The organism is Actinophytocola sp., from assembly GCF_035762905.1.
GTDB lineage: Bacteria > Actinomycetota > Actinomycetes > Mycobacteriales > Pseudonocardiaceae > DASYTH01.
In genome coordinates, this window is record NZ_DASUCC010000171.1 from 1,875 (window position 1) to 19,327 (window position 17,453).

General features: G+C 67.5%; 1 protein-coding gene (only partly in view). It reads left to right on the forward strand.

The window, feature by feature from the left end; genetic code table 11:
• A protein-coding gene (locus tag VFV67_RS36585; protein ID WP_326475316.1) for a non-ribosomal peptide synthase/polyketide synthase crosses the window boundary here: on the forward strand, nucleotides 1-17,453 show its 5' portion. The gene runs 1,549 nt beyond the window's last position; the window shows 17,453 of its 19,002 coding nt (coding positions 1-17,453); the start codon lies at nucleotides 1-3; its stop codon lies off the right edge, out of view.

The following is a 17,453-nucleotide window of genomic DNA, read 5'->3' on the forward strand; positions in this document are numbered from 1 at the left end:
ATGGCCCATGACACGATGCCGCACGAGACGGTGAGCTGTTCGGTTCGGCTGCCTGTTCCCGCGGGCCTGCCGGAACTCCCGGACGCCGGCGTGGGCGACATACTCGTTGCCGCCGCCGCGATCGTGCTCTCCCGTTACACCGGCCACGAAGATGTCCCTGTCGGTGTGCTGTTCGACGATCGCGACGGTGAGCTCGACCCCGCGGTCGGCTCGTTCGCGACGGTTCTGACGGTGCGGACCAGGGTGGACGACTCGTGCGAGTTCTCCGACTTTCTGGCTCGGGTGTGCGGCTTGGCTCACGAAGCCAGCCGCCACGACCCGCCGCCCGCCGTGGTGGTCGTCTCGGGCCGGTTTGTCGGTATTCCCTCGTTCGCGGGACTGCGTCTCGCCGACTTCGTGGTGCGCCTGGTCGAGCGGGACGATGGCGTCACCGGGACGGTCGAGTGTCAGGTGGACGGTCGCGATCCACTTGCGGCGGAACGGTTTGCCGGGCATCTGGCCCGGGTGCTCGAACTCGTCATCGACAACCCGACCGTGCCGTTGGGACAGATCGATATTCTGACCGCGGATGAGCGTGCCGAGATATTGGTGGTGTGGAACGACACCGTTCGGGATGTGCCCGCGCTGACCTTGCCGGAGTTGTTCGAAGCGCAGGTGGCCCGGACGCCGGAGGCCCCCGCCGTGTTGTTCGATGGCGGGTCGTTGAGTTTCGCGGAGTTGGATGCGCGGGCCAATCGTTTGGCGCATGCGCTGATCGGGCGTGGTGTCGGGCCGGAGGGGATCGTCGCGTTGGTCCTGCCGCGGTCCGTGGACATCATCGTGGCGCAGTTGGCCGTGGTGAAGGCCGGCGGTGCGTACCTGCCGGTTGACCCCGCGTATCCGGCCGAGCGGATCGCCTTCATGTTGGCGGATTCACGCCCCGTGCTCGTGATCACGACGGCGGAGCTCGCAGGCGTGCTGCCTGATGTCGACAGCATCCTGCTCGACGACCTGTCCGTTGTGGCTGGAATCGAGCACAGTCCGACCGACGTGGATCGGGTCGCTCCCTTGGCGCTGACCAGTCCCGCGTACGTGATCTACACGTCGGGGTCGACGGGGCGGCCGAAGGGCGTGGTGGTGTCGCATCAGGGGCTGGCGACCTTCTCGGCGGCGGAGGTTGATCACTATCGGGTGGGGCCGGGGGATCGGGTGTTGCAGTTCTCGTCGCCGAGTTTCGACGCATCGGTGCTGGAGTTGTGCATGTCATTACCGGTGGGAGCGGCGTTGGTGGTCCCGCCGGATGGGCCGTTGCTTGGCGAGCACCTGGCGGATGTCGTGGTCTCTCAGGGTGTGACGCATGCGCTCGTTCCCCCGGTGGCGTTGGCGACCGTGCCGGAGGGCGTGGAGTTGCCGGGTTTGCGGATGCTGACAGTGGGTGGGGACGCGTGTTCGGCGGCGTTGGTGGCGCGGTGGGCACAGGGTCGGAGGTTGATCAACTCGTATGGTCCGACCGAGTCCACGGTGGTGTCGACGTGGAGTCGCCCGTTGTCACCGGGGAGTACGCCCTCGATCGGCGGACCGATCTGGAACACCCGGGTTTACGTCGTGGACGGCGGGTTGCGTCCGGTTCCGGTGGGTGTCGCGGGGGAGTTGTACGTGTCGGGCCTGGGGTTGGCTCGAGGTTATCTGGGCCGTGCCGGGCTGACCGCCGAACGTTTTGTGGCGTGCCCGTTCGGGCCGGCCGGGTCTCGGATGTATCGGACCGGGGACCGGGTGCGATGGAACGCGTTGGGGGAGCTGGAGTTTCTCGGGCGGTCGGATCACCAGGTCAAGGTTCGGGGGTTCCGGATCGAGCCCGGTGAGATCGAGACGGTGCTGCGGCGGCATGCCGGAGTCGCCAGTGCCGTGGTAGTCGCTCGTGAAGACCGGCCCGGTGTCAGACGACTGGTGGCCTACGTGGTGGCATCGGCCGGCGATCAGGGTTTGGTGGGGGAGCTTCGGACGCTGGCCGCCGGGATTCTGCCGGAGTACATGGTCCCGTCGGTGTTCATGATATTGGATCAACTGCCGTTGAGTCCCAACGGGAAGCTGGATCGGCGGGCATTGCCCGCGCCGTCCGGGTTCGTGCCGGATACGACGCGGGTGGAGGCGAGAACCGACACCGAACGGGCGCTGACCGGGATCTGGGCTGATGTGCTTGGGTTGCGGCGAGTCGGAGTTGATGACAGCTTCGTCGGCCTCGGCGGCGACTCGATCCTGAGCGCCCAGGTGCTGGCGCGTGTGCGTACGGCATTCGGGGTCGGCCTGTCCGCGCGTGCGGTGTTCGACGCCGGCACCGTGGCGGGCCTTGCCGAGTTGCTGCCCGCCGGGCCGGCGCCCGATCACTCGACGGACATCGTCCCGGTCCGGCGTGACCAAGCCTTACCGCTGTCCTCCGCGCAGCAGCGGTTGTGGTTCCTCGACGACCTGACCGGTGGGGGAACGGAATACAACACGGGCGTCGGGCTGCGCCTGTCCGGGCGGTTGCACGTCGCCGCGTTACGCATCGCGTTGACCGCGCTGAGCGCCCGGCACGAATCGCTGCGCACCACGGTCCACACCGTGGACGGTCATGGAGTCCAAGTGATTACGCCGGAATCCGACCTGCCGCTGCGAGTAGTCGATTTATCCACTGTGGATGAGATGCTGCGGACCGGCGCCCTGCGGAAGGTTCTGTCCGACGAGCTGACCCTGCCGTTCGACCTCAGGCGCGGCCCACTGACCCGGGCGGTGCTGGTGCGACTCGCGGCCGCCGACCATGTGCTGATGCTCAGCCAGCACCACATCGTGACCGACGGCTGGTCGGTCGGCGTGCTCGTGGACGAACTCGGCCGGCTGTATGCCGCCCAAACCCGTGGCGGTAAGGCCATCCTGCCCGACCTGCCGATTCAGTACCCGGACTTCGCCGCGTGGCAACGCTCTGCGCTGTCCGACCCAGCCATGGCCCGAGATCTGGACTACTGGCGAGAAAAGCTGGCCGGCATCCAGGCGCTCGAACTGCCGACCGACCGGCCCCGTCCCCTCCTGCGAACGAGTTCCGGCGCGATCCACCGGGCCTGTCTGCCTCCCGGGCTGCTCGGGCGGCTGACAGCGATCAGTCAGGAACACGACGCCACCGCGTTCATGATGCTGACCGCGGCCGTGCAGGTGCTGTTCGCGCGCTACAGCAACCAGCGGGACATCTCGGTGGGAACGGCGGTCGCCGGCCGCGGCAGAGCCGAACTGGAGAACCTGGTCGGCTTCTTCGTCAACACCCTGGTCCTGCGCTCCCGGGTCGAGCCCACCCAACCGTTCACCGAGTTCCTCGGTGACGTCCGCGAGACCGTGCTGGCGGCGTTCTCCCACGGCGACGTGCCCTTCGACCGGATCGTCGAGGAGTTGCGACCCGAACGCGATCCCAGCCGGACGCCACTCGTGCAGGCCTTGGTCGTGCTGCAGACCGGGATGGTCCGACCGCACGAGGCCGGCGGCTTGCGGATCACCGAGCACGATCTGCCGCGTCCTTCGGCCAGGTTCGACCTCGTCGTCGAGTTCTGGCCTCGTGGCGACTCGATGGACGTGGCGATCGAGTACAACACCGACCTGTTCGACGCGGCGACCGTGGAGCGGATGACGGGCCACCTTCTGGTGTTGCTGAAGGGAATCGTCGCCCATCCGGAACGGCCGCTTGCGCGGCTTCCGCTGCTGAGCGACGCCGAGTCGCGTCAGGTGGTCATGGAGTGGAACGACACCGCGCGGAATGTGCCCGTGGCGACGTTGCCGACCCTGTTCGAGGCCCAGGTGGTTCGGACCCCGGATGCTATCGCCCTGGCCTGCGACGACGTCCGGCTGTCCTACGCGGAGCTCAACGAGCGGGCCAACCGGTTGGCGCACCTGCTGATCGGGCGCGGCGCCGGTCCTGAGCGATGTGTGGCGTTGGCACTGCCGCGATCGGCGGATCTCGTCGTCGCGGCCATGGCGGTGCTGAAGGCCGGCGCCGCGTACCTGCCGATCGACATCGCCTACCCGGCGGAGCGGATCAGTCTGATCCTCGATGACGCCCGGCCGGTGCTGGTGTTGACAACGAAGGAGGTCAGCGACCGAATTCCCGACCGGGAGGACGTGGCTCGGCTGGTCCTGGACGAGCCGATGGTCAGGGAGGCACTTGCCGCCAGCCCGGCCGCTGATCCGACGAACGGCGACCGGATGCGTCCGCTTTCGGCGGCCAATGCGGCTTACGTGATCTACACCTCCGGTTCCACCGGCCGGCCCAAAGGGGTCGTCGTCGCGCACCAGAGCGTGGTCGATCTCGCGGCCTGGGCGGCGACCGAGTTCGGTGAATCCGGCCTGTCGTGGGTGGTGGCGTCGACCTCGCTCACCTTCGACGTGTCCGTGTTCGAGATCTTCTGTCCCCTGGTCGTCGGCGGAACCGTCCAACTCGTGCGCGATCTGCTGGCGCTCGGCGAGGGTGTCGTCGCCGGACGCGCCAGCCTGATCAGCGGGGTTCCTTCGGCATTCGCGCAGTTGCTCGCCCACGGCGCGTTGCCGGTCACCGCGGACACCGTCGTGTTCGCCGGTGAGGGCCTTCCGGCGAAGTTGGTTCGAGACATCCAGGTCGCGCTGCCCGGCTGCCGGGTCGCCAACATCTACGGGCCGACCGAGGCGACGGTGTACTCGGCCGCCTGGTACTCCAACGGTGCTGACCGGCAGCGGCCGCCACCCATCGGCCGCCCCATCGCCAACACCACCGCCTACGTGCTCGACTCGTCGCTGCAACCCGCCCCGGTCGGCGTCCCCGGCGAGCTTCACCTGGGTGGTCGCGGCCTGGCCCGCGGCTACCTCGAGCGGCCGGGCCTGACCGCTGACCGCTTCGTCGCCGACCCGTTCGGTGCGCCGGGCGCGCGGATGTACCGCACCGGGGACGTGGTGCGGTGGAGCTCAACGGGCGAGCTGGAGTACCTCGGGCGCCTGGACCACCAGGTGAAGATCCGTGGGTTCCGGATCGAGCTCGGCGAGATCGAGGCCACTCTGCTCGGCCACGCGGACGTCGCGGAAGCGGTCGTGGTCGTGCGACAGGAGGAGTCCGGACACAAGCGGCTGGTCGCCTATGTCGTCGCGCCGGCCCTGGACGTTGCCGAGCTGCGCGACTTCGTTGGCCGGACGCTGCCGGACTACATGGTTCCCTCGGCGTTCGTCGCCCTCGGCGAGTTTCCCCTCAACCCCAGCGGGAAGTTGGACCGCGCCGCTCTGCCGGCACCGGACTTCGGCGCGGGCCGGACCGGCTACGCGGAACCCAGGACCGATGTGGAGCGGGCGCTCGTCCAGATCTGGGCCGAGGTGCTCGGGTTGCGGCGGGTCGGCGTCCAGGACAACTTCTTCGGGTTGGGTGGCGACTCGATCCTGAGCATCCAGGTGATTTCCCGGGCGCGCCAGGCGGGCCTCACGGTGCTGTCGAAGGATCTGTTCCTCCATCAGACCGTCGCCTCTCTCGCTCCCCACGTGTCGCAGGCGCGGACCGTGGCGGTCGACCAGGGGCCGGTGGCAGGCCCGGTCCCGTTGACACCGATCCAGCACTGGCTGTTCCGGACCCGGACGATCCGGCCGGAGCACTTCGACCAGTCGCTGGCGGTGGAGCTGGCCGACGATGTCGATCACGCGGCACTTCGGGTCGCGTTGCACACCGTGATCACCCACCACGACGCGCTGCGCCTGCGGTTCGAGGTCGTGGCTGGTCAGTGGTCGCAGCACAACGCGTTGTCCGAGTCGGCGGACGTTCTTGAGGTACGGCAGCACTCCGAGGTGAGTACGGCCGGGCCGGTGAGCTTCGACCTCGATCGAGGGCCGTTGCTCAAGGCGGTGTTGTTCGGCGGCGGTGCGCGGCCGGTGTTGTGGTTGGCCGTGCATCACCTGGTGGTGGACGGCGTGTCCTGGCGGATCCTGCTGGAGGACCTCGACACCGCCTATCGGAACGTCGCACTACCGCCGAAGACCACGTCGTTTCAGGACTGGTCGGTCAAACTCACCGAGCACGCGCGCGGCGGCGGATTCGACGACGAGCTGCCGCACTGGGAGATGACCGCACCGGCGGACGGTGACGGGCCGGACGTCGTCGCCTCGACGCGATCGGTGTCGGTGGGGTTGAGCGCCGAGGAGACCAGGGCCCTGTTGCAGGATGTTCCCGGGGTGTACCAGACGCAGGTCAACGACGTGTTGTTGGCGGCGTTGGGTCGGGTGCTGGGCCGGTGGACCGGTCGCGACCGGGTTGTGGTGGATCTTGAGGGGCACGGTCGTGAGGACCTGCTGGCGGGTGTGGATCTGTCCCGCACGGTCGGGTGGTTCACCAGCATGTTCCCGGTGACGCTGGAAGCGTCGTCCGGCGATTGGGGTGCGGCCGTGAAGGCGGTCAAGGAGCGGTTGCGTTCGATACCGCGCCGGGGCCTGGGCTACGGCGCGCTGCGCTACCTCACCGGCCAGTTGCCGCATCCGCCCACGCCGCCCGTGCGGTTCAACTACCTCGGTCAGGCCGACTGGGTGGCCGAAGGCGCCACCCTCTACCGTGGCATCCACAGTGGACTAGAGCTGAACGAGGACCCGGCCGCGACACGTACCCACACGCTCGACATCGTCGGCAAGGTCGAGCGGCGGCTCTTGGAGTTCACCTGGTTCTACTCGGAGAACGTGCATGACGAGGGCACGGTCCGGGCGCTGGCCGAGGAGTTGCTCTCGGCGTTGCGGGAGATCATCGCGCACTGCGCCCTTCCCGGGGTGGGTGGCCGCACACCGTCGGACTTCCCGTTGACACGGCTCGACCAGGCCACTGTGGATCTGCTGGTCGGCGACGGCCGCGCCGTCGAGGATGTCTACCCGCTCACGCCGGCACAACGGGGAATGGTGTTCCACGGGGTCTCTCAGTTCGACCAGAGCGTCTATTTCCAGCAGTTGACGTTCGTGCTCGACGGTGTCCCCGATTCGGAGATCCTGGCGCGATCCTTCCAGCGCATGGTGGATCAGAATCCCATTTGTCGCAGCAATGTCGTGTGGGACGGCGTGGACGAACCCGTGCAAGTGGTCATGCGCGACGTCGCACTGCCGACGACCTTCCTCGACTGGACCGGGCTGGCCCAGATAGATCGCGAGCAGGAACTCGCCCGTTTCCTGGCCGCCGATCGCGCCGAGGGACTGGATCTCGGCTCCGCTCCGTTGATGCGGCTCGCGTTGGCGCGGCTGTCCGCCACCGAGGTCGCGGTGTTGTGGACCTTCCACCATGTGCTGCTGGACGGGTGGAGCATCTTCGGTGTCCTCGCGGAGGTGTTCGCCGCCCACTTGGCGTTGACCGGTGGCCAGCAGTCAGAACCGGTGCGCCGCCGGCCGTTCCGCGACTACCTGCGGTGGTTGTCCGACCAGGATCACGACGCGGCCGAGTCGTACTGGCGGGGCATCGTCGCGGACCGTGATTCGCCCACGCCACTACCTTATGACCGCCATCCCGTGGATGCCCATCACGCCGAGTCCGCCGAAACGGTGGGGGCGACCCTGCCCGTCGAGACGACCGAACGGTTGCGAGCGGTGACGCAACGGGGCGGCTTGACGTTGAGTTCGTTGGTGCAGGGTGCGTGGGCCCTGGTGCTGTCGGCCTACAGCGGGCACCGGGACGTGGTGTTCGGGACGACGGTGTCCGGTCGTCCGGCCGAGTTGGCCGGTGTGGAGTCGATGGTCGGCATGTTCATCAACACCATCCCGACCAGGGTGAGCGTCCGCCCGGCCCAGCGCCTGCCGGACTGGCTGGCGGACCTGCAGTCCGGGCTGGCCGAAGCCCAGCGGTTCGGTTTCGTCTCGCTGGCCCGGCTGCAGAAGGCCGGCGGCGTCAACCTGTTCGACAGCATCGTCGTGGTGGAGAACTATCCGATCGACGAAGAGGCCGCCGCGTCGCAGGGGTTGCGGCTGCGCGAACTGTCGGCCGTGGAGACGACGAACTATCCGCTGAGCGTGATGGTGGTTCCGGGACGGCGGTTGTCGGTCGACTTCGGTTACGACCCGGCCTTGTTCGACCGCACGACGGTCGAGCGCCTGGTTCAGCACTTCGTGCTGGTGCTGGGTGGCATCGCCGACGACGTGGATCGCCGGGTGTCGGAACTCCCGGTGTTGACCGCCGCCGAACGGCATCGGGTGGTCGTGGAGTGGAACGACACAGCCCACGAGCTCCCGCCGGCCACGGTGTCGAGTTTGTTCGCCGAACGGGTTCGGCTCGCCCCGCAGGCGACCGCCCTGACCTCGGACGCGGGATCGCTCAGCTATGCCGAGCTGGACTCGCTGGCGAATCGGTTGGCGCACCGGTTGATCCGCCTGGGTGTGCGGGCGGAGGGTCTGGTCGGTGTGCTGATGGAGCGATCGATCGAGGTCGTGGTCGCCGAGTTGGCGGTGGTCAAGGCGGGCGGGGCCTACGTTCCGGTGGATGTGCGCGCTCCCGCTGAGCGGATGCGCGCCATGCTGGCCGGTGTGTCGATGCTGCTGGTGGACAAGCGGTGGGCGCAGACCGGAAACAAAATCCACGGTGGACATCGCATTGTCGTCGACGAGGACAGGTCACTGTCCGAGGAGTCGACCGATCCGCCGATCGTGGTTATCGATCCGGAAAACCCGGCATACGTGATGTACACGTCGGGGTCGACCGGTACCCCGAAGGGTGTGGTGGCGCGTCAGCGGGACGTGGTCGCGCTCGCTCGGGACCGCCGGTTCCGAAGTGGCGGGCACGAGTGCGTGCTGCTGCACTCGCCGCTGGCCTTCGACGCCTCGACCTACGAGCTGTGGGTGCCGCTGCTCAACGGTGGCCGCGTGGTGCTCGCACCGCCGGGCGATGTGGATGCCGATGTGTTGCGGCGGATGGTCGGCGAACACGGGGTGACCGGACTGTTCCTCACCTCCGGGCTGTTCCGGATGGTGGCCCAGGACGGACCGGGGAGCCTCGACGGCGCCCACGAGGTGTGGACCGGCGGGGAGGTCGTTCCGGCCACCGCGTTGCGGCGGGTGTCGACCGCCTGCCCGGGACTGGTCGTGGTCGATGTCTACGGCCCGACGGAGACGACCACCTATGCCACGCAGCGGAGCATGATCGGCGCCGACGCGGTACCCGATGTGGTGCCGATCGGGCGTCCGCTGGACAACGTGCGGGTATACGTGCTGGACGACGCGTTGCGGCCGGTCCCGGTCGGTGCGCCGGGCGAGTTGTACATCGCCGGTGCCGGGTTGGCCCGCGGGTATCTGGGTCAGCCGGGACTGACGGCGCAGCGATTCATGGCCTGCCCGTTCGCCGCTGCCGGCGAACGGATGTACCGCACGGGTGACGTGGTCGAGTGGACCACGGACGGGGAACTGGAGTTCGTGGGCCGGACCGATGAACAGGTGAAGATCCGCGGATTCCGGATCGAACTCGGTGAGATCGAGGCCGCGCTGCTGCGCCACGCCGATGTGGCCGAGGCGGTCACGGTCGTGCCGGACGAAAGCGCCGGCCGCAAACGGCTGGTCGCCTACGTCGTGCCTTCGCCAGGGTCGGTCCCCGAGACCGGCGCGCTTCGGGAGTTCCTGAACGCGACGCTGCCGGATTACATGGTGCCCTCGGTGTTCGTGCTGCTGGACCGGTTGCCGCTGAACGTCAACGGCAAGCTCGACCGCGGCGCGCTGCCCGAGGTCGACTGGGCCGGGCTGGCGAGCGCGGGCGATGTGGCGCCACGCGATGCCGCGGAGACGGAGTTGGCGAGGATCTTCGCCGAGGTTCTGCGGCTGGAGCGGGTGGGGGTCGAAGACGACTTCTTCGAGCTGGGTGGCGACTCCATCCTCAGCATCCAGGTGGCGTCCCGGGCGCGCCAGGCCGGCTTGAACGTACTGCCCCGGGACCTGTTCCGGCATCCGACCGTGGCCACGCTGGCGGCCAGTGGCGTCAACGCCACGGCAACGACCGTCAGCCAGGGCCCGGTCACCGGGGACGTGCCGCTGACCCCTATCCAGCACTGGTTCTTCGAGAGCCAGACCACGCATCCCGAGCACTTCAACCAGTCGATCCTCACCGAGCTTGAGCGTGGCGTCGACCTGGCCGCGGTTCGGAGTGCGCTGGGCGCGGTGCTGGCCCACCACGACGCGTTGCGGATGCGGTTCGACCTGGCCGGCGGCCGGTGGACGCAGCAGAATGCTCCCGTCGAGCCGGTGGAGATTGTCCAGGCCCGCGATCTGTCCATGATGGACCCCGGCCGGTGGCAGCCGGCGATCGACGAGACGATCGCGGAGATCCATCGGAGTTTCGACCTGAGCCAGGGGCCGTTGCTCCGGGCGGCGTGGTTCGACCTCGGTATCTCGCACCGCCCGTTGCTCTTCCTGGCGGTGCACCATCTCGTGGTCGACGGGGTGTCCTGGCGGATCCTGCTGGAGGACCTCGACAGTGCCTACCGAAATGTCGCACTCCGGCCGAAGACGACCTCGTTCCGTGACTGGGCGACTCGTCTGACCGACCACGCGCTCGGTGGCGGGTTCTCCGATGAGCTGGCGCACTGGGCAGCGGTGACCGCCGATGTAGAACCGGCGTTGCCGGCCGATGATCACGGCGACAATACCGGTGGGTCGACGCGCGAGGTCGTGTTGCGGCTCGATGGCGAGGAGACCAGGGCGTTGTTGCAGGACGTGCCCGGGATCTACCGGACGCAGGTCAATGATGTCCTGCTGAGTGCGCTGGCGCGGGTGCTGTCGCAGTGGACGGGGAGGGAGCGGGTTCTCGTCGACCTCGAGGGGCACGGCCGCGAGGAGTTGTTCGACGATGTGGATCTTTCCCGCACGGTCGGGTGGTTCACCACCATGTTCCCGGTGGCGCTGGACGCCGGTTCGGGTGACTGGGGTTCGGTACTGAAAGCGGTCAAGGAACAGTTGCGTGCGGTTCCCGGACGCGGCCTGAGCTACGGAGTCCTGCGTCATCTCACCGGTGCCGCATTGCCGGTCTCCGGGGGACCGCCTCAGATCAGCTTCAACTACCTCGGCCAGTTCGACTGGACCGCCAGTGGCGACAGCGTGTTCCACGACATCCGGGGTGGCGTCGGCGGAGCGGCCGGGCCGCAGGCGGCTCGACCACATCTGCTTGATGTCGTGGGTCGGGTTGAGCACGGCGCGCTGGAGTTCACCTGGTACTACTCGAACAACCGGCACCGCGAGGCGACTGTTCGGCGGTTGGCCGAAGGAATGATCCAAGCACTTCGTGAGATCATCGCGCACTGTGCGACGCCGGGGGCCGGTGGCCGTACGCCGTCCGACTTCCCGCTGGCCGGGCTCGACCAATCGGTCGTGGATCAGGTGGCGGGTGACGGTCGTTCCGTTGAGGACGTCTATCCCCTGACCCCGATGCAAGCCGGCATGGTGTTCCACAGCTTGATGGACACCAGATCGGGTGCCTACTTCAACCAGGTGCGTCTTGAGCTGTCCGGTGTCGGTGACCCCCGAGCCATGGGGGCCGCCTGGCAGCGAGTCATCGATCGCACCTCGATCCTGCGCAGCAGCGTGCTGTGGGACGGTGTCGCCGAACCCCTGCAGGTGGTGCGGCGGGACGTGGTGTTGCCGGTTCGCTACCTTGACTGGACACAGTGGTCGCAGCCGCGGCGGGAGCGGCAGCTGGCCCGGGTTCTTGCCGACGACCGGGACGAAGGGCTTGATCTCGCCGAGTCACCGCTGATGCGCCTGATCGTGATCACGACGGCACCCGACGAGATCCTGCTGGTATGGACATTCCACCATGTGTTGCTCGACGGGTGGAGCGCCGCCCAGGTGTTCGCGGAGGTGTGCGAGCAGTACGCGGCGATCACCGCCGACCGGCAGCCGGAACTTCCGGCCAGGCGGCCGTTCCGCGATTACATCGAGTGGCTGTCCACCCGGGATCTCAAAGAGGCCGAGGAATACTGGCGAGCGGTACTCGGCGACGTCAAGTCCACCACGCCGCTGCCGTACGACGGCAAGCGCGGCGAGGAACATCAGACCCGATCGTCGGCCACCGTTCGCATGACCATGTCGACCGAGAAGTCCGCGCGGTTGCGGGCCGCGACGCAGCGGAACGGTCTGACGTTGAGCACGATGGTTCAGGGGGCCTGGGCCGTGCTGCTGTCGGCCTACAGCGGTCAGCGGGATGTGGTGTTCGGGACGACGGTCTCGGGCCGGCCGGCCGAGTTGCCCGGCGTGGAGCCCATGGTCGGCATGTTCATCAACACCGTGCCGACCAGACTGGACGTCCAGGGTGAGAAGAAGCTGATTCCCTGGCTGCGTGACCTTCAGGCCAGCCAGGCCGAGTCGCGGCGGTTCGACTTCGTTTCCCTTGCCCAGCTCCAGAAATGGTGCGGCACCAACCTCTTCGACAGCATCGTGGTGTTCGAGAACTACCCGTTCGATCCGGACGCGGTGGCCGCGCACGGAATCGGTCTGGTGAAGTCGCAGGACGAGGAGCCGACCAACTATCCGCTCACCGTCGTGGTGAGCCCTCGCGGCGAACTGTCCGTTCGGCTCGACTACGACCCGACGCTGTTCGAGGCCGCCACGGTGGAGCGGATGGCGGCCAACTTCGAAGCTTTGCTGTCCAGCATCTCCACCGACAGTGACAGATATCTGCGCGAGTTCGACGCGGTGTCGCCGGCAGAGCGCCACCGGGTGTTGGTTGAGTGGAACGACACCGGTCGCGGGGCATCGCCGGCGTCCGTTCCCGAGGTGTTCGCCGCTCGGGTGACCCGGGCCCCGGGGTCGGTCGCGGTGGTGTCGGACGGGTTGTCGTTGACCTATGCGGAGCTGGATGCGTGGTCGAACCGGTTGGCACATCGGCTGGAGCGGTTGGGGGTCGGCGCCGAGCAGCGCGTGGGTCTGCTGATGGAACGGTCTGTCGATGTCGTCGTCGCCGAGCTGGCGGTGCTGAAGATCGGCGGGGCGTACGTTCCGGTGGACCTGCGCGCTCCGGCGGATCGAATGCGGGCGATCCTGACCGAGTCCGGTGCGTCGACCCTCATCACCGACCGGGCCTGGCGGGAGACGGCGTCGTTGGTGCACAACGGTCCCGTCGTCCTCGCCACTGGTCTCGACGATGAGTCCGCCCAGTCTCCTGACGTGACGGTCGACCCGGACGGGCTGGCCTACGTGATGTACACGTCGGGGTCGTCGGGTGTGCCCAAGGGCGTGGCGGTGTGCCACCGTGACGTCGTCGGGCTTGCCGGGGATGGCCGTTTCGCCAACGGTGCGCATGATCGGGTGCTGTTGCATTCGGCGGCGGCCTTTGACGCGTCGACCTATGAGGTGTGGGTTCCGCTGCTGACGGGCGGCCGGATCGTGGTGGCGCCCGAAGGTGATGTGGACGCCGAGGTGTTGCGGGGGATGGTTTCCCGGCACGGTGTGACGGCGGTGTGGCTGACGGCGGGGCTGTTCCCGGTGATGGCGCAAGATGATCCATCGTGCTTCGCGGGTGTGCGCGAGGTGTGGACCGGCGGGGACGTCGTCCCAGCCGACGCGGTGCGCCGGGTGCTCGATGCCTGTCCTGGGCTGGTGGTGGTCGATGGCTACGGTCCCACGGAGACGACCACGTTCGCGACCGCCTATCGCGTACCGAGCGTGGTGCCGGACATGGTGCCGATCGGCCGGCCGCTGGACGGTATGCGGGTGTATGTGCTTGATGGCGGTTCGGGGTCGGTTCCGATTGGCGCTCCTGGGGAGTTGTTCATCGCGGGCGCTGGCGTCGCTCGCGGGTATCTGGACCGTCCCGGGCTGACCGCCGAGGCCTTTGTCGCCGACCCGTTCGGGCCACCCGGCGGCCGGATGTACCGAACCGGCGATGTGGCGCGATGGACGGTCGACGGGACGGTGGAGTTCGTCGGCCGAATCGACGATCAGGTCAAGATACGCGGTTTCCGGGTCGAGCTCGGTGAGATCGAGACGGCCCTGATCGGGCACGAAGACATCAGCAAGGCCGTTGTCATCGCACGCCAAGGCCGGTCTGGCGTCAAACGACTCGTGGCCTATGTCGTCCCCGCCACCACGGACGGCATCGACACCGAAGAACTGCGGCGGCAGGCGGGCGTGCTGCTGCCGGACTACATGATCCCGTCAGCGTTCCTGGTATTAGACGAGCTGCCGTTGACCCGCAACGGAAAGCTCGACCGAGACGCCCTGCCCGCACCGGACTTCCAAAGCACGCTCGGGAAGCATGTTGCGCCACGCAATGACGCCGAGGCCGAGTTGGCGCGGATCTGGGCTGAGGTCCTGGGGGTGGAGCGGGTTGGCGTCGAGGACGACTTCTTCGAGTTGGGCGGCGACTCGATCCTGAGCATCCAGGTCGTCTCCCGAGCGCGTAAGGCCGGTTTCGGCATGACGCCGAGAGACCTGTTCCGCTACCTCACCATCGCGGAGCTGGCGGCCAGCGTGAGCGAGGTCGTCACCGAGACGATCGACCAGGGCATGGTGAGCGGCGACGTGCCGTTGACCCCCATCCAGCACTGGTACTTCGAGATAAATCCTGAGCACCCCGATCACTTCGACCAGTCGGTGCTGGTCGAACTGCGCGGCGGACTGAGCGAGGAAGCGCTGCGCGGTGCCCTGGCCGCCGTAATCGCCCACCATGATGCGCTGCGAATGCGATTCCACCTGGTTGACGGCCGGTGGACCCAGCACAACACCCAGGTCGGGTCGGCCGAGTTGCTCACGGTGCATGACCTGTCCGGTGTGGCCGGTGAAGAGTCGGAGGCGGCGATCGCCTCGGTCGCGGCCGCGGTTCACCCGAGCTTCGACCTCGCTTGGGGGCCACTGCTCAAGGCTGTGCTGTTCGACTTCGGTGGTCGCCGGTGGCCCGTGTTGTTGCTGGCCGTGCATCACCTGGTGGTGGATGGCGTGTCGTGGCGGATCCTGTTCGAGGATCTCGACACGGCCTACCAGCAGATCGCTCGAGGTGACACCGCTGTGCTCGAGCAGAAGACGACCGCGTTCCGGGACTGGGCGTTGCGGCTGACAGAATTCACGCGCGGCGGTGGGTTCGACGATGAACTGACGTACTGGGCTGACGTCGCGAGCCAGAACGATCTCGGGTTGCCGGTGGATCACGCCGGTCGCAACACGGCTTCCTCGACGCGATCGGTGTCGTTCGGTTTGAGCGCCGAGAAGACCAGGGCGTTGTTACAAGATGTTCCCGGGGTGTATCGGACGCAGGTCAACGACGTGTTGCTGGCGGCGTTGGGTCGGGTGTTGGGTCGTTGGGCCGGCCGTGACGGGGTTGTGGTGGATCTCGAGGGGCACGGCCGTGAGGACGTGCTGGCGGGCGTGGACCTGTCCCGCACGGTGGGGTGGTTCACGACCATGTTCCCGGTGGTGTTGGACGCCGGTCCGCAGGACTGGGGCTCCATGCTGAAGTCGACGAAGGAGAGGTTGCGTTCGATTCCGCGCCGTGGCTTGGGATATGGCGCTCTACGCCATCTCGCCGACGGTGAGGACCAGGCCGAAACCCCCCTGCCGCCGGTCAGCTTCAACTATCTGGGCCAGTTCGACTGGACCACCCTCGGCAAGGGCCTGTTCCACGAGATGCTGGGCGGCCTTGGATCCGACATCAGCGACGACGCCGCTCGCGGCCACCTGCTCGACATCGTGGGAAGTGTCGACGACAAGCGTCTGGAGTTCACCTGGTACTACTCGGAGAACGTCCATTCCGAGGACACGATCCGCGTACTGGCCGAGCAGTTGGTAGCGGCCCTGCTGGACATCATCGAGCACTGCACCGAACCGGGCGTGGGCGGCCGCACCCCGTCCGACTTCCCGCTGGCGAGACTTAATCAGTCCACAGTGGACGAACTGCTGAGTGACGGACGTTCGATCGAGGATGCTTATCCGCTGACGCCGATGCAGGCTGGCATGGTGTTCCACGGAGTGTCTCAGGAGGGCCAGGGCGTTTACTTCGAGCAGGCGACCTTCGTGCTCGACGGAGTGCCTGACTCGAGAGTGCTCGCCCGGGCGTTCCAGCGTGTTGTCGACAGCACACCGGTCCTACGTAGCGGCGTTGTCTGGGAAGGCGTGGACCAGCCGTTGCAGTTGGTCCATGGTGAGGTCTCGGTACCGGTGACGTTCCTCGATTGGGGCGGATCGACGGAGGAGGACCGTCAGCGACGGCTCGCGGAACTGCTGGCGGCGGATCGGGCCGAGGGACTGGATCTGCATGCCGTCCCGCTGATGCGCCTTGCTCTGGCCCGGCTGTCGGCCACCGAAGTCCAGGTGCTGTGGACTTTCCACCATGTCCTGCTTGACGGCTGGAGTGTCTTCCAGGTGCTGTCTGACTTGTTCGCCGCCCACGCCGCGCTGGCCGACGAACGGACGCCGACGCTGTCGGTTCGCCGCCCGTTCCGGGACTACCTCCATTGGTTGTCGGAGCAGGACCATCGCGCTGCGGAGACCTATTGGCGGCAGATGCTCGCGAGCTATGACTCGCCGGCAACCTTGCCGTATGACCGGTCACCGGTTCAGACGCACGCCAGCCGCTCGTCGGAGTGGTTGTCGTTCGAGGTGGACGCGGAGCGGACCGGTCGACTGCGCGAGATGGCCCAGCGTCATGGACTGACGGTCAACACAGTCGTGCAGGGTGTCTGGGCCCTGCTGTTGTCGCGGTACAGCGGGCAAGACGATGTGTGCTTCGGCGCGACGGTGTCCGGCCGTCCGTCCGCCCTTCCGGGGGCCGACGACATCATCGGCATCTTCATCAACACCCTGCCGGTACGGGTGATGGTTGACGATGCGTGTGGCCTTGTCGACTGGTTGCGGGCGGTGCAGGCAGACCAGGCCGAGTCGCGACGGTTCGATTTCGTGTCGTTGGGGGAGTTGCAGGGGTGGAGCGGGTTGCCGGGCGGGCTGAGCTTGTTCGACAGCATCGTGGTGTTCGAGAACTATCCGATCAACGATAAGGCGGCCGCGGCGCACGGGTTGGGGCTGCGCGCTCTGTCGGCCGTGGAGACGACGAACTACCCGTTGAGTGTGGTGGTGTCTCCCACCGAGCGGCTGGCCGTCGAGTTCGGGTATGACGCCGCTCTGTTCGATGCCGCGAGCATCGAGCGTATCGCCGGTCACTTTATCCGGGTGCTCGGGCTGGCCGCCGACGATCCGACTGTCCTGCTGGGATCGATTGACATCCTCGCCATGGCTGAGCGGGATCAAATTCTGTTGGAGTGGAACGACTCCAGTCGTGATGTGGCCGAGTTGACGTTGGCGGGACTATTCGAAAGGCAGGTGACCCGGTCGCCCAAGGCACCGGCGGTCGTGTTCGACGGCGGGTCGATCCGCTTCGCGGAGTTGGATGCGCGAGCGAACCGGCTGGCGCACGTGTTGATCGGACGTGGTGTCGGTCCTGAGGGAATCGTCGCGCTGGTGTTGGGACGGTCAGTGGAGATCGTGGTGGCGCAGCTGGCCGTGGCGAAGGCCGGCGGGGC